Below are 17,446 nucleotides of genomic sequence, written 5' to 3'. Positions count from 1 at the left end.
ATCATCACGAGTGGCCCTGTATCAGGCACTTTAGGTGAACATTCTTTTAGGAGGTAACGCGAGAACAACATGGAAGACTTCATAACCCAGATGGAAGAAAACGATTGGCTGTTCAGGAGAATGGTCCGCAGATTCGTTAAGGAACGCGACAAAATCTCCGTGGAGGACATTGCCCTACCCGGCTTCCTAATTCTCCGGAGCATTCAGCTGGGCGGCGCGCAAAAGCTTGGAGATCTGGCGGAGCAGCTTGATCTGACCTCCGGTGCAATCACGGCTCTATGCGACAAGCTGGAAGCGAAAGGCTTCGCTGAGCGGCAGCGCCTGCAAGGCGACCGCAGGAACGTATGGCTGGACATTACGGAGGAAGGCCGGCAGCTGCTAGACCGGTACCCTGAGCTTGGCAAGCGGGGAGTAAGTCTCCTGTTCGGCAGCTTTAACGGGGAGGAGCTCGCCTGCCAGAAGGAAATTTTCGAGCGTATTTATGCCAATCTGGAAGGCTTCTCGGAGCGCTACATGGCGATGGTCAAGGAATACGAAGAGCAAAAGGCGGAAGAGAAAACGGAAGAAAAACCAAAAAATAAGCCAGCAGCTAAACCCAATCAAAATTATTTTCTGAATTATTAATTTAACCATCACAATTCATTTAAGGAGTGTTGAGCATGGGACATCCCACTATTTATCCAACCGGAGCAACGGTTTATTTGCCCGAGAAGGCATGGAGCGGTTATACGATTTTCCAGGCGGCCAACGTTGGCGCCCTGCTGATTGATATGAGCGGCAAAGAGGTTCATTTGTGGAAAGGCCTGCGCGGCTTCCCGAACAAAATTTTGCCGGGCGGTTACGTAGTAGGCAGCACCAAGGAACGCGATCCGAAATACGGCTTCCAGGACGAAGCCGATCTGGTGCAGGTGGATTGGAACGGCAATATCGTATGGAAATTCAACCGCCTCGAATACATAGAGGATCCGGGCTACGAGCCGGAGTGGATGGCGCGCGCGCATCATGATTACCAGCGCGAAGGCAATCCGGTTGGCTACTATGCTCCGGGACAGGAGCCGCAGACAAACGGCGGACGCACCCTCATTCTCGCTCACCGCAACGTAACCAAGCCGGAGATCTCCGATAAGCTGCTGCTCGACGACGTTATTCTCGAAGTGGACTGGGAAGGCAATATCCTGTGGCAATGGGCGGTAAGCGATCATTTCGAAGAGCTTGGCTTTGACGAAGCGGCGAAAAACGTGCTGTTCCGCGATCCTAACGGACGTCACTTCGGCGGCAATACGGGCGGCGACTGGATGCATATCAACTCCGCGTCTTGGGTAGGTCCCAATAAATTTTACGATGCCGGCGACGAACGCTTCCATCCGGACAACATTATCTGGGATGCCAGGGAATCCAATATTATCGCCATTACGGACCGCCAAACCGGCAAAATCGTCTGGCAGCTTGGCCCGGACTACTCGAAGCCGGAAGTGAGGCATTTGGGCTGGATTATCGGCCAGCATCACGCCCATATCATTCCGCAGGGCTTGCCTGGCGAAGGCAATCTGCTTGTATTCGATAACGGCGGCTGGGGCGGTTACGGTCTTCCGAACCCCGCATCTCCTTACGGCATCAAAAATGCCGTCCGAGATCATTCCCGTATTCTCGAGATCAATCCGGTCACTCTCGAGATTGAATGGCAGTATACGCCAACGGAAGCCGGCTTTATGGCTCCGCTCGATTCTTATCGTTTCTACAGCCCGTACATCAGCTCCGCGCAGCGCCTGCCTAACGGCAATACGCTGATTACCGAAGGCGCCGACGGCCGGATTTTCGAGGTGACGAGCGAGCATGAACTGGTATGGGAGTACATCTCCCCTTACAAGAACAAAATTAACGCCAACATGGTTTACCGTGCTTACCGCGTCCCTTACGAGTGGGTGCCTCAGCTCGAGAAGCCTGTTGAAGAAGCGATTGTTCCGCTCGACGTTGCCGACTACCGGGTGCCGGGCGCAGCGGCAAAAGGAACCGATTCGGTTGTGGAGGTCGTAGGCACCGGAGAGTACGGCGAAGGCGCATTCTGCGTCGCGACCGTCGAAGAAAATCCAAGCACGGCCGAATCCGGAGAAGAAAGCTGAGGCGAAGTTAGATGAAAAAGTTCGGTATTCTCGCAACGGTTCTGGCCGTTACCTTCACCCTTGCCGCATGCGGCGGCAAGGATAATAATAAGCCGGCAGCGGCTGAAGCGAATTCGACGAACAGCCAGCAGGCTGAAGCAGCTGCTGACCCGATTAAGATTAAAATCGCGGACACCGCAACCAACCCCGTGCTCCGCGTGGCGAAGAGCAAAGGCTTCCTCGAGAAATACGGCATTGATGCCGACATCATTACCTTCGCTACTCCTGCGGAGGGTATTAACTCCTTGTTCATCAAGCAGGCGGATATCGGCTGGGGCGCGGACTTCCCGTCGCTGAACGCTGTAAGCAAAGGCGACTTCTCGATTATTGCCGCGACTGGCACGGACACCGAGGCATCGGCTGCCCAATGGAAGCTGTTTGTCCGGGATGAAATCCAGTCCCCTGCCGATCTAAAGGGTAAAAAGCTAAGCACCCTTCGCGGCACGTTCCTCCCTTACTTGTGGGATGTTTATTTGAAGGATAACGGCGTAGCGGTAGGCGATACGAAGGAGATCGGGCAAGGCGGCTTCGACGAGGCTTACGTTGCGCTCAAAAAGGGCGAAATCGACGCCAGCTGGGTCATAGGCGCTACGCTGATCGATAAGTTCAAGGCGATTGAAGGCGTTCACGAGCTGACCGATATGTCCAAAACATCGGTGCGGATCGGCGGCACCATTATCGCCCCTAACTCCTTGATCAAGGACCATCCGCAGGCGGTCGCCAACTTCCTGAAGGCCTTGGATGAGACCTCCAAGTATATTACGGCTAATCCGGACGAAACGGCCGACATCCTTTTTGCGGAAACCAAGCAGCCGAAGGAAGCAACTATCCGGGATTTGGCCACGAACAACTGGAACGTTGGCTTTACCCAGCAATCCTTCGACAGCCTTACGAATCAGAAGAATTACATGGTGGGAGCCGGCATTATTAAGAACGACTTCAACCTCGCCGATAAGCTGAGTCTGGACAGCGTGCAGCAGGCGGTACCCGATCAGTTCACCTATAAGAAATAAGGAGAGATGACAAATGTTGAATACGAGCCCATCTCCAAATACGATTACGATCGAACGGCTCAACAAGAGTTACTCGGAGGTTAAGCCAGGCTCGGGCGGCTCCGTTCACTACATCATCAAAGATATCGATCTGGTCGTAAAGGGCGGGGAATTCTTCGTTCTTCTGGGTCCAAGCGGCTGCGGCAAATCCACGCTGCTCAATATGATCGCGGGCTTTGTCTCCAAGACCGGAGGCAGCCTGCGCGTCGGGAACGATGAAGTCGACAAGCCCGGCAAGGAAAGAGCGGTTGTCTTCCAGCAGGCGGACTCCTCCCTCTTCCCTTGGCTGACGGTCCGGCAAAACGTTGAGTTCGGCCTGAAAATGAAAAAGATGCCAAAGGACCAGCGCAAGGAAATATCGGACCGCTATATCCGGCTTGTCGGATTGTACGGCCATGAGAACAAATTCCCGCGCGAATTGTCCGGCGGCATGAAGCAGCGCGTTCAGCTTGCCCGCGTATTAGCCAATGATCCGGCGATTCTGCTGATGGATGAACCGTTTGGCGCCTTGGACGCCATGACGAGACGGATCATGCAGAAGGAATTAAGCCAGATCTGGCGGGAAACCGGCAAGACGGTGATTTTCGTCACTCACGATATTCAGGAAGCGCTGCTGCTGGGACAACGGATCGCCGTTATGTCTACAGGACCTAATGCCAGGATCTCCAGCATCTATCAGGTTCCGCTCGGCTATCCGCGCGATCCGGCCTCCCCGGAGCTGAACGAGCTTCAGCGCCATATCCAGTCCCACTTTGACGCCGAGCTGGAAGGAGGCATGTACCCGTGAAGGTTTTGCAAAAGAAATGGGTAACGATTCCGCTGCTGTGGGTCATCACATTCATCGTTTGGCAGGTTGGCGCATGGATTTACGGTCCGGAGATTATTCCGGGTCCTGCCGCTACCTGGCAAGGAGCGCGGGAGCTACTCAGTGACGGTTCATTAATGAAATATATCGGCATCAGCTTCTACCGGGTATTCGCCGGCTGGGCGCTTGGCAGCCTTCTTGCCATTCCGATTGGACTTACCATCGGCAAAGTAACCGCCATCCGCGTCTTTGCGGAGCCGTTCCTGAACTTTGTCCGGTTTATCCCTCCTATCGCGTTTATTACGCTGTTCCTTGTATGGTTCGGCATTGGCGAGCAGTCCAAGATTGCCCTCATTATGTACGCAACCCTATTTATCGTCATTATTAATACATTAACCGGCGTTCTCGCTATTGAAGAGGACCGGATCCGCTCGGCCCGCAGCATGGGCGCTTCCGAATGGCAAATTTTGCTCCATGTCGTCATTCCGGCCACCACGCCTTATATTTTCACCGGCATCCGGCTTGCTATGGGTACCTCGTACATGGCGATCATAGGCGCCGAGATGATTGCCGCGAACGAAGGCGTAGGCTTCCTCATCTGGAACTCCAGACTTTACTTCCGTACGGACTGGATCTTTGTCGGATTGATCAGCCTTGGCCTGATGGGCTTCCTGACCGACCGTATCGTCGGCTGGCTGGGCAGCAAGCTGCTGTTCCGGTACGGCGTTATTAACACGACGGCCCTTCGCCGCCGCTGAGAAAACTTCTATCGAAGCCTCTCAATGATGATATTACGGTAACAAAAGAGCTGTCTCCAGGCCGGCCGTAACCGGAATCTGGAGACAGCTCTTATTCATGATCGTACGGCACCGCAGCTCTGCCGCACGATCAGCTCCGGTGCAACCATAACCGAGCTCGACTGCAGCTGGCCGTTCATCAGGTCATACAGCATTAGAGCCGCCAGAAGTCCAATCTTCTCCTTATCTTGTCTTACGGTTGTCAGCGGAGGAGTGACGTATTGGCATGCCTCGATATCGTCACAGCCGATAACGGCAACATCCCCCGGGACGTTCAGCCCCTTCTCCCTGATTGCCCGAATCGCCCCAATCGCAAGCAGATCGGAAGCCGCGAATACCGCGCGCGGGACTTGCCCCGCTTCAATCATCCCCAGCATCGCCTCATAACCGGAATGCTCGAAAAAGTCGCTCCCGTTCCGGAAGAACGCCTCCGTGACAGGCAAGCCGTAACGCTGCAAGGCCTCCCTGTACGATTGCTCCCGGAACTGCGAGATCCGGCTTGTCCCCGAGCAGCCGATAAAGCCAAATTCCTTGTATCCCTGCAGGTAAAAGTGCTCCACGGCCCGGTTCGAAATATGGCTGTTGTCCGACATGACGTAACCGGACCGGTTGCCGGTCAGCTCAAGATCGATTCCGATGCACGGAATTTCGCTTTGATCGAGCTCTCCGATGCCCGAATCAATCTCGTCGCCGGAAATAATAATGCATCCGTCCACCTGATAATGCCGGCAGCGGGACAAATAGTCCCCTTCCGAATCATCCAGTCTCTCATTCGAGAAGAAGAGCAGGTCGTACCCTAACAGACCGATTCTTTTCTTGAAGGCGTTGATTACATCCACAAAGAAAAGGTGATTGAACTCGGCATTTATTTTACCCGCGTACACAACGCCGACCAGCTGCGATTTGCGTTTCGGAGCCTTCGACGCATTGGAGGCCGCATACCCGTGCTCCTCCATAATCCGCAGCACGCGCTCTCTCGTTTCGGTGCCGACATCATCGTAGTTGTTAACGATTTTAGAGACGGTCGACACGGATACCCCCGCCAGCTCGGCGATTGTCTTAATCGTTATTTTCACCGTAATCTCTCACTTCCGTGGGCAAATCTGCCCTTCATCTCTTCTTTTATCCATCCTATCATACCTGTCATTTTTCGGAAATACCATAGTTTTGTGTTTGTGATATTACGAAAATTTTCGTAGATAAAAGCAGGATTTAAGCCCTATTTTTGTAAAATCACCCACTTCCCTCTTTACAAATGAACGAATCGCGACCATAATCAAGATGAAATCACGAAAATTTTTCGAAAATCGCAATACCACACTCCTCTTTGTTTCGCTTCGTACACACATCAATCGCAATCACTTCCGTATTGCCCTCATCTTAGACATCTAAACAGAATCTATCTCATGCTGTAAACGACAGAAGACGGTTCCGCAATCACTGGATTATGGAGAATAGGTCTTCTTTTTTGTCGTCCTTAACCTACGAAGGGAGGCGATGATGCCTGACCGGGGAGTCGGGTACGGATTCATGGCAGCGGTGAAGAATGCAGAACACAGACCTTTTTTTGAGGAGGAGCTTGATGAAGAAGGATATGAAATGGACCAAATGGATGATATTAACCGCATTATTTGCATTCACTATACTAGGCTCGTTTACTTCGCCGGCAGCCGCAGCCACGATTGCGGTAGGCGCGGGAAGCTATACGAACAGCCTGCCTGCAGGACAGACGGGACCTCCCGCAACGATCTACAAAACCTCTAATGTGACCGGGGCCATGCCAACCAATGACTGGTGGAGCTCCCTCGCCTGGAAAGCCTACTCGGACGTGATGTTCCCTCACCCGCTTGCCGTTCAGGCGAAAGCAGACGGGCTTGGCATCGGCTATCCGGTGCAATCCGGCAGCGCGGATGCCATGTTTGGCGCGTACGTCAACGATTTCACCCTTGGCCATTCCGCCCAATCGAACTTCCCGGATGCCAAGGTAGACGCCTTTTCCGACTGGACGGTATCGATGCTGTTCAGCAGCGGCGGAACGATGCGGATTACAACCGGACACGGCCTGCCGTTTATCTACGGTACATACGCCGGCGGCCTGCCTAAGCTCGCTTTCCCGTCCGCCCCAACCGTCTGGTCCGGCAGCGCTTCGAGCAGCGTTCTGGGTGTAACGATTAACGGCCATCACTACGGGTTATTTGGACCTACCGGCTCCACCTGGTCCGGCATTGGAACCTCTACGCTTACCAACTCGTTGAACGGCAAAAGCTACTTCTCGGTCGCCGTTCTTCCGGACAATACGGCGGCTACTCTTAATGCCTACAAGCAATATGCCTACTCCTTCGTAACCAATACAACTTCGAACTACTCCTACAACTCTTCGACCAGCAAGGTGTCAACTACCTACTCCGTCACAACGCAAGCCATGGAAGGCACGCAGACCGGCACGATTATGGCGCTTTATCCCAGCCAGTGGAAAAATACATCGGCCTCGCTGCTCCCTTACACCTACGACAGCGTCAGAGGAACGATGAAGACGGTATCGGGGTCCTCTTTTACAACATCGCTTACTTATCAGGGCATTCTCCCTTACCTGCCTGCCGTTGGCAGCTATAACAACGCAACCTTGAACAACTATATCGAGTCCGTCCGAACCGAAGCGAACCATACCGTTGGGGCAACCGATACGTATTGGCTTGGCAAATATTTGGGCCGGATCGCCAACCTGCTCCCAATCGCCCAGCTGGCCGGCAATACGGCAGCCGTTGCGAATTTCGAGAACTATCTGGAGACAACGCTGAGCAGCAATTTGACTGCCGGGACAAAAACCAACAACCTGTTCTACTACAACAGCAACTGGGGTACCCTTATCGGCTACCCGGCCAGCTATGGTTCGAATGATTCCTTGAATGACCATCACTTCCATTACGGCTATTGGGTTCGCGCAGCGGCTGAAGTGGCCCGCAACAATCCAAGCTGGGCTTCAACCGCTAACTATGGCGGCATGGTGAATATGCTGATCAAAGACTTTGCCAACTGGGACCGCTCCGATACCAGCTTCCCTTATATGCGCAACTTCGATCCGTACGCCGGCCATTCCTGGGCATCGGGCAACTCGGAGTTTGCGGACGGCAATAACCAGGAATCGTCTTCGGAAGCGATTAATGCTTGGTCTGCGATGATCCTGTGGGGGCAGGCTACGGGCAATACGGCTATCCGCGATGCGGGGATCTACCTGTACACGACCGAGGTCAACGCGGTGAACGAATATTGGTTTAATATCGATGGAACCAACTTCAAAAGCGGCTATAACCACAACTACTCCTCGATGATCTGGGGCGGCAAGTCCGTTTATGCAACCTGGTTCTCGGCGGATGTGCAGGCGATCCGCGGCATTAATATTTTGCCGGTAACCGCTGCCTCCGCGTATCTTGGCTACAAGCCTTCCTATTCCGCTGCCTTCCTGGCGCAAACGGCCTCCGAACGCGGGGGCAATGCCTGGAACATGTGGCCGGATATATTCTGGGAATACCAGGCTCTGTATGATGCGGACGGTGCGATCAGCCTGTTTAACGCGAATCCGAACTACACGCCGGAGGACGGCGAGACCAAAGCGCATACGTACAGCTTCCTGTATAACATGCAGGCGCTTGGTCAGGTGGATACTTCCGTAACGGCTAACGTGCCGACCTACGGCGTATTCAAAAAAGGCTCAACCCGCAACTACGTCGCATACAATCCGGGAACTTCGGCCATTACGGTTACGTTCTCGGACGGAGCTACCTTGAGCGTGCCTGCCGGCTCGGTCGCTTCCTCGCTTGGAACGGTTGTTACGCCTAGCGGACCGTCAATTACCAGCTTAAGCCCCTCTTCCGGTTCAGCGGGAAGCACGGTTACCGTAACGGGCAGCGGATTCGGAGCTTCGCAGGGTACATCGTCTATTAAATTCGGCTCTGCTGCCGCTGCCGTAACAAGCTGGTCGAACACCTCCATTACGGCTACCGTTCCTTCGAGTCTTGCGGCAGGAAGCTATAATGTAACCGTAACGACCTCTGCCGGAACCAGCAATGCAGCGAGTTACACCGTTGCGGGGGCATCCCTCTCAAGCAATGTGCTTTATGCGAAATCGGGCTCCAGCTTAAGCTTTACGGCAGGAACGGCGGCAGCAAGCGATACGATTGCTAGTGCGGGCGGAGCAAACTATGACGGTAATCCGCATAGCCCAACTACGTATACCATTACAGGCATTACTGGCACATACGACGCAACCAAAGCAACCGCCTTCCACCTGTTCCTGGACTCCGGGACTAGCGTCGGCAACGGCGTTCAGGTACAGGTCACGTATGATTTTAATGGCAACGGAAGCGCGACGAGGGTGGAAACCTACGGTTACTTCGCGACCAATGACGTAACCGGCTGGGAGGATTATACGCAAGGCGGCGGACCAACCTCGGCTGCCGGCTCCTTCGCGAACATGAACAACGGCACCATTACGATTAAGGTGTGGAGCGCGATTGGCAACGGGGCATCCTCGCTTCGCGTCAATGCGAGCAGCGCCAACGGCCAGCAGTCTACCGTGACCATTCCGTATAAATAAAGAAGAGACCGCTTCGCTCCGGGCAGTTTGTGCCCGGCCGCGAAGCGGTCTTTCTCCGTGCTGCTCAACTAAATCAGATACTTCCGAATAAAATACGTTGGCGTGCAGCTCCATGCGTGGCAGTAGCTGTTGATCAGGTTGCTGCCGTACGGCGACAGCTTTTTGTCCTCCGGGTTGTACAGCTCCCAGAACGTATCCGCGCCGTCCTTGATCATCTCGCCCCAATAAGCCTGCATCTGCCGAGTGGCTTTCTCCCTGCTGCCAACCGAGAACAAGGCCTCGATCAGATGGTGGTACATATACGGCGTTGTCATTCCGATCGCCGGCTGCTCCTCAAACAGGCGCTCCAACAACGCAACGTTTTCCTCCGCCGGCAATACGTCCGCAAGGACCAGCCAAATTTGCGATGCCCAAGAAATCTGGCGATCGGAGCCGCTGACGAAGAAGCCCGCGTCCTCATCCCATAATTGAGCAACGGCCGCCTCTGCCGTCCGTGCAATCTGTTCTTCTATATACTGCTGCTTGTCTGCCAGACCAAGAGTGCGGGCCAGCTTTTGGCCGCGCTTCAGGCAATAGATCAATACGCCTTGCGATGGCGCCTGCTTGTTTAGCTCCGGATGCCAGTCGATAAAGCTCCACCAGGTCTCGTCATCACGCACGATTCCCCGCTCGTCCAGCCTCTCCACGCCAATCTCCAGCTGCTCCATGGCAATCGGCCACAGCTCTTCAAGCGTTTCCTTGTCCCCGGATGCCTCATAATAATCGTACAGACAGGCCACGAAAAACAGCGCATAATCGTAAAGCCTTGTATCATCCGCATGAGCATGCGGCTTCTCAAACACGCAAGCTCCAACCGCGCCATCCGGAAGCCGCATGCCGGCAAACAAATACAAGCAGCGCTTCACCAGTTCATGGTTGTTAAACGTCAAATAATTCGCCTGCGCCTGCAGCCTTAAATCTCCGATCCACAGCCTGCGGTCCCGCTTCGGCCCGTCCTCAAATACGGTCTGCATGCAGTCCTGCAGCGTCTTGACCGCTATGCGGTCCATCTCCGACCATTCACCGGACACGCTTTCCGGCAGCGGCGCAACGCGGGTAACATCGCCGGATGTAACCGCCGTGCACGCTACCTGCTCGAATGACACGTTATATTTTTTCGAAGTGTCCAGCACATCCACCTTGATATAACGGAACGTATACCGTCTTGGAAGCTTGATCTCCGCGGGAAGCACGTCAATAAAGATCGTCTCCTCCTGCAGCCAGGAGCTGCTCAGCCAGCCGTTGTACGTCTCAAAAGGCTCCGCAATCTCACAGGGCATTTCCCCTATCGTCAGCTTCAGCTTTAACGGTGCATCCGGCGGGCTGCCGACGGGCTTCACCTTCAAGCCGACATAACCAACAAGGTGATCGCCAAAATCCAGAATAAAGCTGTCTCCTTTTCCGAGCACCCGCTCCTTCCACGTCTGATCCTCTGCCTGCTCAACCCGCCAACCTTGAAAAGCCTCCTCATCCGCCACGATTTCAACAACGGATTTCGGCTCAACCACGCTTGTCATTAATTCAGGTATTAACGCTTCCGCTTTATCGACCATCGTTTGATTGATTAGCATCTATAAACCCTCCCGTATCCTGCTGCCTTACCTTCTTATACCTTCAATCGTATGCGCTCGCATCGTTTCCAGCAAGGCCGGCCTTTTTGGATAAGCATCCGATTTTTTTAGATGCTCCTTGCCTGGATGTCAGCGATTTTTGGGTCCCGCGTACGATTAATTTGGATCCCCCGGCGAAACTCCGCGCCGTTACTGCACTGTCAAAAAAAATCCGACAAGAGCCAAAAAAAGCAGCGCTTATCAAGTCGTCATGAAAGCCTTTACACTTAGGTCCACAGGGCTCCGGAAACCCGAACCGCTAACGAATGGAACAGCTTGATTACGCTCGAACATAACAAGGAGGGTACATCTGAATGGCACAATCTAAAAAGAAAACAATTCTGGCCCTGACAGGAGCCGTGCTTCTTACATCCGCTTTGACGGCATGCGGCAGCAACAATAATAACGGCAACGCGGCGAACGCTAATGCCGCCAACTCCCCGGAGGCAAGCCAGACCGCGGCAGCCGAATCGCCGGCGTCCACAAGCGACGCCTCATCCGAACGCTACGAGAAGCCGGTCACGCTGAAGCTAATGATCGACAACCAGACTTCTACGGAAGGCATTAAAGCGGTAGCCGACGAAATCGAGAAGCGCTATAACATCAAAACCGAATTCGACCTTCGCCCGGGCGGCGACGAAGGCGACAACCTCGTAAAAACAAGACTGGCAACCGGCGAAATGGATGACCTGAGCTTCTATAACTCCGGCTCCCTGTTCAAAGCGCTGCAGCCCGAGAAATATTTCCTTGACCTGACAAGCGAACCGTTTATGCAAAACGTGGTGGATTCCTTCCTGCCAACCGTCAGCGTTGACGGCAAAACGTATGCGGCGCCAAGCGGCGCATCGCAGGCGGGGGCTTGGCTCTACAACAAAAAGGTTTATGCGGAGCTTGGCTTATCCGTTCCGAAAACCTGGGATGAGCTGAAAGCCAATAACGAGAAGATCAAAGCAGCGGGCAAAACGGCGGTCATCGGCTCCTACAAGGACAGCTGGACCTCCCAGCTGATCGTACTGGCCGACTACGCTAACGTAACGGCTGACGCTCCAACGTTTGCCGACGATTTCACCAATAACAAAGCGAAATTCGCCGATACCCCGGCAGCACTCCGCAGCTTCCAAAAGCTTGCCGAGATGAAGGATTACATGAACAAGGACTACCTCGCCACCACGTATGACCAGGCGCTCAAAATGCTCGTTGACGGCACAGGCGTTCAGTACCCGATGCTGACCTTCGCTCTCTCGAACATCTTTGCAACGTATCCGGACAAAATCGACGATATCGGCGTATTCGCCCAGCCTGCCGACAGCGCGGACAAAACCGCTTTGACCGTATGGATGCCTGCCGGAATCGCGATCTATAAGGACGGCAAAAACGTGGAAGCCGCGAAAAAATGGATCAACTTCTTCGCTTCGCCCGAGGGCATGGCCCTTCTGGCAACAAAAGCAAAGCCTGAAGGTCCTTACGTGATCAAAGGCGCAACGCTGCCGGATGACGCTTACGCCGGCGTAAAAGAAATGATGCCTTACTTCGATAACGGCAACAACGCGCCTGCCCTTGAGTTCCTGTCCCCGCTCAAAGGACCAAGCCTACCGCAGCTGACGGTTGAAGTCGGCGCAGGCATGAAGTCGCCGGAGGACAATGCCAAGGCGTACGATAAAGACGTCGAGAAGCAAGCGAAGCAGCTTGGCATCGCCGGCTGGTGATGTTTCAGAAGTAAAAGCAGCAGCCCTGCCCTGCTCCTTAAGGCAGGACAGGGCTTTTTGCAAAGATAGTAAGATGGGAGAGATTCACCATGCAGAAGGCTTCCCTAACAAAGGCTTCCAAAAGGTTTTATACGTACAAGTTTTTGCTGCCCGCGGGCATTATTTATTTCGTGCTGTTCCTCTTGCCCACCATCATGTCCTTCTTCTTCAGTATGACGAGATGGGATCTGGTGGACTGGGATTTCATCGGCCTGGACAACTATAAGACGTTTTTCTCGGAATCGTCGCTTAATATCGGCTTTCGCAACACCTTGATCTATGCGGTAGTGACCTGCGGTCTCAAGGTCGTATTCGGACTCTTGCTTGGGGTTGCGCTGACATCCGGCCTCCGGATCAAAGGTTATCTTCGCTCCGTCGTTTTCTTCCCGACGCTGCTCTCTACCATTGCGGTAGGCATCGCGTTCAGCAGCATGATGCATCCGACGCAAGGCCTGATTAATAAAAGCCTGGCGCTTGCGGGCATTGTTGGTCCCGACTGGCTTGGCGACACGAGTATCGCCCTCTTGTCCGTCGCTTTCGTTGACGTGTGGAAGGGCATTGGCATGGCTACTGTTATTTTTATCGCGGGCATTATGTCCATTCCCGAAGAATATTACGAAGCGCTTCAGATTGACGGCGGCAACGCCTGGGACCGGTTCAAGCATATTACGAACCCGCTTGTGGCACCCGCGATGAACTCGGTTATTATTCTTGCCTTTATCGGGGGCCTTCGTTCCTTCGACCTCGTATGGGCGATGACCAAAGGCGGGCCGGGCTTCAGCACGGACTTGATCGCTTCTATCATTTATAAACAATATCAAGGCGGCTTCTATGGCCTCTCGACGGCGGGCAACGTGATTCTTTTTATCGGCGTATCCCTGCTGGCCTTCCCTCTGCTTAAGCTTCTGTCCAAAAGGGAGGTTGATCTGTAATGAAGCTGAAAGGCACGAAACGAATCGTTTTCGAGGTTATCGCGATTGTCTTGTCCATCGTTATTTTCTGGGTCCCGTTCTGTTTTGTCATTGTCAACTCGCTGAAAAATAAAACGGACGCCGCCCAGCTTGATCTAAGCTGGCCAACGTCCCTTCAATGGTCGAACTATAAGGAAGTTCTTATCGCGCAAGACCATATGGTGATCCGCTCCTTCGTGAACAGTACGCTTATCACGCTGCTGTCGATCGCTATCCTCGTGGTGGTCAGCGCAATGACCGGTTACGTGCTGCAGCGCCGCAATGACCGCTGGTCGGGCATCATTCAGTTTCTTGTGCTGGCCGGCCTTATGATTCCTCCCGCCGTCGTACCAACGATATGGGTGCTGGACTCGATCCATCTGTTCAAGACGATGTCCGGAATTGTCCTCGTCGAGGTTGCGCTTGGCATTTCGTTCGCCGTTATGTTGTACCGCAGCTTTATGGCGACAATCCCGAGGGAAATCGACGAAGCGGCTATCGTGGACGGCTGCGGCAGCATGCGGATGTTTTTCCAGATGATTCTGCCGCTCCTTATGCCGGTAACCTCGACGGTTATCGTGCTGTCGTCGGTTGGCATTTACAACGACTTCGTGAATCCGCTCTACTTCTTCCCAGGTGCCAAAAACGCTACGATCCAGCTGACCCTGTACAACTTCACCAGCATGTACAATACGTCCTGGAATTTGCTGTTCGCGGATATTATTCTGATCTCTCTTCCGCCGCTTATTCTGTTTATCTTCTTCAACAAAAGAATCGTTGCCGGCATGACGGCCGGTGCGGTCAAAGGCTGATAAGCGCAACAAATCCCGCAAACCGGACCAGGTCTGCGGGATTTTGTTATTCCAGCTTATTGCTGCTTGTCTAGTGCGGCCTGCAAGTCCTGCATGTACATCTTCCCGGTATAATCCTTGCTTGCAATCAGCAGCTGCGCATTATTCCAGGCAACAGTCTGCGTATCGGCATCGAATAAAGCCTCAAACCATAAAGCGCCGTTCTTGACGCTGTCTATGGTCTCCTGCGCCATTTGCGTCAGCTTAGGCACATCGTCAGGCATGTTTTGCACGTTAAAGCCGGAGATTACGCCGTATTCCTGCATCGCCTTGTCCCCGTAGCCGGTAAACACCGCCTTCAGCCAATCCTTCATCGTATCGTCATACGCTGCCGCCGATAAGGAAGTGATCAGCCCCGCGTTCATCAGCCAGTCATCCTTCGTTCCAGCTCCGCCCTTCACCAAAGGAATGTTAAACAATCCGATGGCATCCGTTCCGATCTTGTTTCGGATCGTGCTGTTAAAATCCCTGAGGCTCCAGCTTCCCGTGTAATACATGGCGGTTTTCCCTTCGAGGAACATCGTTGTCGCTTCGTCCGTCTCGGTTGTGTTCACATGCCTGCCGAAATAACCAAGCTGGGCCATCCGCTGGATCGTATCGGCCGCTTTGACAAAGCCCGGATCCGTTACCTTCAGCTCCTTGCGGGCTACCCGCTGCATCGCGTCATAGCCGTATACCCGGATCACATAGCTGTTAATGAGCCGGGTGATCGGCCATTTATTGCCGCCCGCCAGCGAGAAGGGCTGAACGCCATGCGACTGCAAGACCTCCGCCGCTTGGAGGAGATCATCCCAGGTTTCCGGAACCGCCAGACCATACTTGGCGAACAGATTTTTGTTGTACCAGAAGCCCTCGATGTTAATCTCTAGCGGCAAAGCGTACAGCCCTTTGTCCCGTACCATCGACTTGAGCAGCTTCACGGCTGCCGGGTTTAATTCGTTTTGCAAGCCGAGCTCGCGGAACACCTTCTCGATATCCAAAATAAATCCGTTATCCGCCAGCTGTTCAAGCGGTCTTCCCGATTCGTAGGAGAAGACCTCCGGCAGGTCGTTGCTTGCCGCCAGCAGCTGGATTTTCTGAACGAGGTCCGAGGTGTTGACGTTCTCGAACTCATATTTAATGTTGGGATGCTGCTTCTCGTATTCGCGAGCCTGCTCGCTGATAATCCGGGGCTGCTGCTCTTCCAGATCCGACGATACATAATGAATAACCCGGGTCGGATCCGTAATTTGCTCATCATTGGTTCCGTACGAGCCGCCGCTCGAGCAGGATACGAGAAATACGCATAACGCGGTTATTAGGCCTATTGCCGCGGCCGGCCTACTCATGCTGCTCCACCTCCTGCGCTGGCTCATGCGTTTTGCCGCCGACATGCCCTTCACGGAATTGCCCCGGCGTTACGCCCGCGTATTTCTTGAACAGCTCCGTAAAATGCCTGTAATTATAATAACCTACCTTCTTGCTCACATCGTTGACCAGCATGCCTTTGTGCAGCAGCATCTTCGCCTGCTCCATCCGCAGCTTAGTGACGTATTTGATATACGAGGTTCCTACCTTTTCCTTGAACAGCAGACTGAGATAGGTGGCATTCATGCCGACATGCTCGGCCACCTCCTGCAGGGTGAACGACTCCAGATAATGCTTCTCGATAAAAGCAAGCGCCTTCTCCACCGCATTATGCTTGGCGGCATGCTTATCCTCCTTCATGAAATGAAGGAACATCTCCATCTGCTCTTGGAGCCATTCAAACATCCGGTCCCTGGATGACATCTCGCCAAGTTCCCGGTAGGCTACGGTTGCCTGCTGCTTCATATCCCCGCCGGATTCCTTGGCTACCTGATACCCGATATAAGCCAGCTTGAGAACCTCCTGCTCGACTGACTCGGGACTAAGCCGCTCAGCCTCCATGCAATGCTTGTATTCATCCAATAGGCGCAGCAAGCCGTCCTTATTGCCTGTTCGCATGTTGAAGACGATTTCTTCTTCGCACCCGGTTAAGCCATGCGGAAAGCTGTCCTCCGCATGCTCGAACCGGGTCCAGCCTTTCTCCTCCAGAAAAACGGCGTACCTGAGAGCGCGTACCGCTTCATTGTAGCTTTTGGCTGCATCTGCCGCATCGGCATAGGTCTGCCCGGAGCCAATCGACTCCTCCATTTGCGGTGAACGGAGCGTCAATTGTTCCCATAGCTGATCTGCCGGCAAATCGTAATGAAAAGCGGTGGTCACCCACTCTTTTCCGTATGAGAAAGAAATCAATCGGTACGACGGATGCTCCTCGAGCCGCTCCGTTTTGCCCGTGGCTGCAAGCACGGTGACACCTTTCACCCTGTTGGCGTCAGCTTCCCCGAAGGCCTTCTTCCAATCCGCAACGGCTTGCTCCCCAAGCAGCAGCAAATCAAGCGTTGCTTTCTCCAGCAAAGCTTCCTTGTTGGCGGCCACCTGGGATTTTAGCTGCGTGTGCTCCTGTTGATGGCCGATGCGGGTAATGGTCCGATTGATCGCTTCGTCGATTTTTTCAAGCGTGATGGGCTTATCCAAATAATCAATCACGCCAAGCTTTAGCGCCTTGCGGATATATTCGAACTCGTTAAAGCCGCTGAACACGATACACGCGGTATCCGGCATTTCCTTCGCAATCTCTTCAATCAGCTGCAATCCGGTTAAGCCGGGCATGCGGATATCCGTCATCACGATATCGGGCTGAAGCTCCCGGACCATCTGCAGAGCGGAGAGACCGTCGGCTGCCGTACCCGCCAGCTCAATGCCGTAACGGGACCAGTCCACCATCATTTGAAGCCCCTCTGTAACGATATACTCATCGTCGAAAATAACGGCTTTTAACAT

General features: G+C 53.7%; 13 protein-coding genes. 9 read left to right on the top strand and 4 right to left on the bottom strand.

Annotated elements, in window-relative coordinates; translation table 11 throughout:
• Positions 1 to 69 precede the first annotated feature (69 nt).
• Genes CFI03_RS26355 through CFI03_RS26335 form a run of 5 tightly spaced genes read left to right on the top strand, consistent with a single transcriptional unit; the run spans position 70 to position 4,774 of the window.
• Entirely contained in the window at positions 70 to 624 is a 555-nt protein-coding gene (locus CFI03_RS26355) for a MarR family winged helix-turn-helix transcriptional regulator (protein WP_248761154.1), read from the top strand.
• A 35-nt stretch (positions 625 to 659) separates the two neighbouring features.
• On the top strand, positions 660 to 2,120 hold the full coding sequence (locus CFI03_RS26350; RefSeq protein WP_248761153.1) for an aryl-sulfate sulfotransferase: 1,461 nt from the start codon (positions 660 to 662) through the stop codon (positions 2,118 to 2,120).
• Positions 2,121 to 2,131: 11 nt separating this feature from the next.
• Positions 2,132 to 3,172: an ABC transporter substrate-binding protein gene (locus tag CFI03_RS26345; protein WP_248761152.1), complete on the top strand. Its 1,041-nt coding sequence runs from the start codon at positions 2,132 to 2,134 to the stop codon at positions 3,170 to 3,172.
• Between the two features lie 13 nt (positions 3,173 to 3,185).
• Positions 3,186 to 3,998, top strand: a complete 813-nt coding sequence (locus CFI03_RS26340) for an ABC transporter ATP-binding protein (protein WP_248761150.1) — start codon at positions 3,186 to 3,188, stop codon at positions 3,996 to 3,998.
• Complete coding sequence (locus CFI03_RS26335) at positions 3,995 to 4,774, top strand: ABC transporter permease (RefSeq protein ID WP_248761148.1); 780 nt, start codon at positions 3,995 to 3,997, stop codon at positions 4,772 to 4,774. The genes CFI03_RS26340 and CFI03_RS26335 overlap by 4 nt, the downstream gene beginning before the upstream one ends.
• 95 nt (positions 4,775 to 4,869) lie before the next feature.
• Here the strand turns inward: CFI03_RS26335 and CFI03_RS26330 are convergent, their stop codons facing one another.
• Entirely contained in the window at positions 4,870 to 5,883 is a 1,014-nt protein-coding gene (locus CFI03_RS26330) for a LacI family DNA-binding transcriptional regulator (RefSeq protein WP_248762445.1), read from the bottom strand.
• A gap of 512 nt (positions 5,884 to 6,395) precedes the next feature.
• Between CFI03_RS26330 and CFI03_RS26325 the strand changes: the two genes are divergently transcribed.
• A complete protein-coding gene (locus tag CFI03_RS26325; protein WP_248761140.1) occupies positions 6,396 to 9,407 on the top strand; it encodes a glycosyl hydrolase in 3,012 nt (1,003 codons plus the stop codon).
• 68 nt (positions 9,408 to 9,475) lie between these two features.
• On the opposite strand, the gene CFI03_RS26320 is transcribed toward CFI03_RS26325, so the two are convergent.
• Positions 9,476 to 11,017 (bottom strand): alpha-L-rhamnosidase-related protein, encoded by a 1,542-nt coding sequence (locus CFI03_RS26320; RefSeq protein WP_248761138.1) that lies wholly within the window; start codon positions 11,015 to 11,017, stop codon positions 9,476 to 9,478.
• 353 nt (positions 11,018 to 11,370) lie between these two features.
• Between CFI03_RS26320 and CFI03_RS26315 the strand changes: the two genes are divergently transcribed.
• The 3 genes from CFI03_RS26315 (at position 11,371) to CFI03_RS26305 (ending at position 14,563) form a co-directional block, all read left to right on the top strand.
• The gene (locus tag CFI03_RS26315) at positions 11,371 to 12,762 is read left to right on the top strand and encodes an ABC transporter substrate-binding protein (protein ID WP_248761130.1); all 1,392 of its coding nucleotides are present in this window, start codon (positions 11,371 to 11,373) and stop codon (positions 12,760 to 12,762) included.
• A gap of 89 nt (positions 12,763 to 12,851) precedes the next feature.
• Positions 12,852 to 13,733: a carbohydrate ABC transporter permease gene (locus CFI03_RS26310; RefSeq protein ID WP_248761128.1), complete on the top strand. Its 882-nt coding sequence runs from the start codon at positions 12,852 to 12,854 to the stop codon at positions 13,731 to 13,733.
• Positions 13,733 to 14,563, top strand: coding sequence for a carbohydrate ABC transporter permease (locus tag CFI03_RS26305; RefSeq protein ID WP_248761126.1), 831 nt, complete (start codon positions 13,733 to 13,735; stop codon positions 14,561 to 14,563). Before CFI03_RS26310 ends, CFI03_RS26305 begins: the two co-directional genes overlap by 1 nt.
• Before the next feature lie 56 nt (positions 14,564 to 14,619).
• Here CFI03_RS26305 and CFI03_RS26300 read toward each other — a convergent pair whose 3' ends face one another.
• Together CFI03_RS26300 and CFI03_RS26295 are read right to left on the bottom strand one after the other, a co-directional pair.
• A complete protein-coding gene (locus CFI03_RS26300) occupies positions 14,620 to 15,930 on the bottom strand; it encodes an ABC transporter substrate-binding protein (RefSeq protein ID WP_248761123.1) in 1,311 nt (436 codons plus the stop codon).
• On the bottom strand, positions 15,923 to 17,446 hold the full coding sequence (locus tag CFI03_RS26295; RefSeq protein ID WP_248761121.1) for a response regulator: 1,524 nt from the start codon (positions 17,444 to 17,446) through the stop codon (positions 15,923 to 15,925). Before CFI03_RS26295 ends, CFI03_RS26300 begins: the two co-directional genes overlap by 8 nt.

It is taken from the genome of Paenibacillus sp. ATY16 (assembly GCF_003399985.2).
Classification (GTDB): domain Bacteria; phylum Bacillota; class Bacilli; order Paenibacillales; family Paenibacillaceae; genus Pristimantibacillus; species Pristimantibacillus glycanilyticus.
The sequence above is the reverse complement of the archived record's forward strand: the minus strand, read 5'-3'. Positions and strand labels throughout refer to the sequence as shown.

Coding starts and splice junctions, on each gene's coding strand:
- CFI03_RS26340 (WP_248761150.1), top strand. CDS start 3,186: ATGTTGAATACGAGCCCATCTCCAAATACGATTACGATCGAACGGCTC.
- CFI03_RS26305 (WP_248761126.1), top strand. CDS start 13,733: ATGAAGCTGAAAGGCACGAAACGAATCGTTTTCGAGGTTATCGCGATT.
- CFI03_RS26355 (WP_248761154.1), top strand. CDS start 70: ATGGAAGACTTCATAACCCAGATGGAAGAAAACGATTGGCTGTTCAGG.
- CFI03_RS26315 (WP_248761130.1), top strand. CDS start 11,371: ATGGCACAATCTAAAAAGAAAACAATTCTGGCCCTGACAGGAGCCGTG.
- CFI03_RS26325 (WP_248761140.1), top strand. CDS start 6,396: ATGAAGAAGGATATGAAATGGACCAAATGGATGATATTAACCGCATTA.
- CFI03_RS26295 (WP_248761121.1), bottom strand. CDS start 17,446: ATGTTAAAAGCCGTTATTTTCGACGATGAGTATATCGTTACAGAGGGG.
- CFI03_RS26320 (WP_248761138.1), bottom strand. CDS start 11,017: ATGCTAATCAATCAAACGATGGTCGATAAAGCGGAAGCGTTAATACCT.
- CFI03_RS26300 (WP_248761123.1), bottom strand. CDS start 15,930: ATGAGTAGGCCGGCCGCGGCAATAGGCCTAATAACCGCGTTATGCGTA.
- CFI03_RS26350 (WP_248761153.1), top strand. CDS start 660: ATGGGACATCCCACTATTTATCCAACCGGAGCAACGGTTTATTTGCCC.
- CFI03_RS26310 (WP_248761128.1), top strand. CDS start 12,852: ATGCAGAAGGCTTCCCTAACAAAGGCTTCCAAAAGGTTTTATACGTAC.
- CFI03_RS26345 (WP_248761152.1), top strand. CDS start 2,132: ATGAAAAAGTTCGGTATTCTCGCAACGGTTCTGGCCGTTACCTTCACC.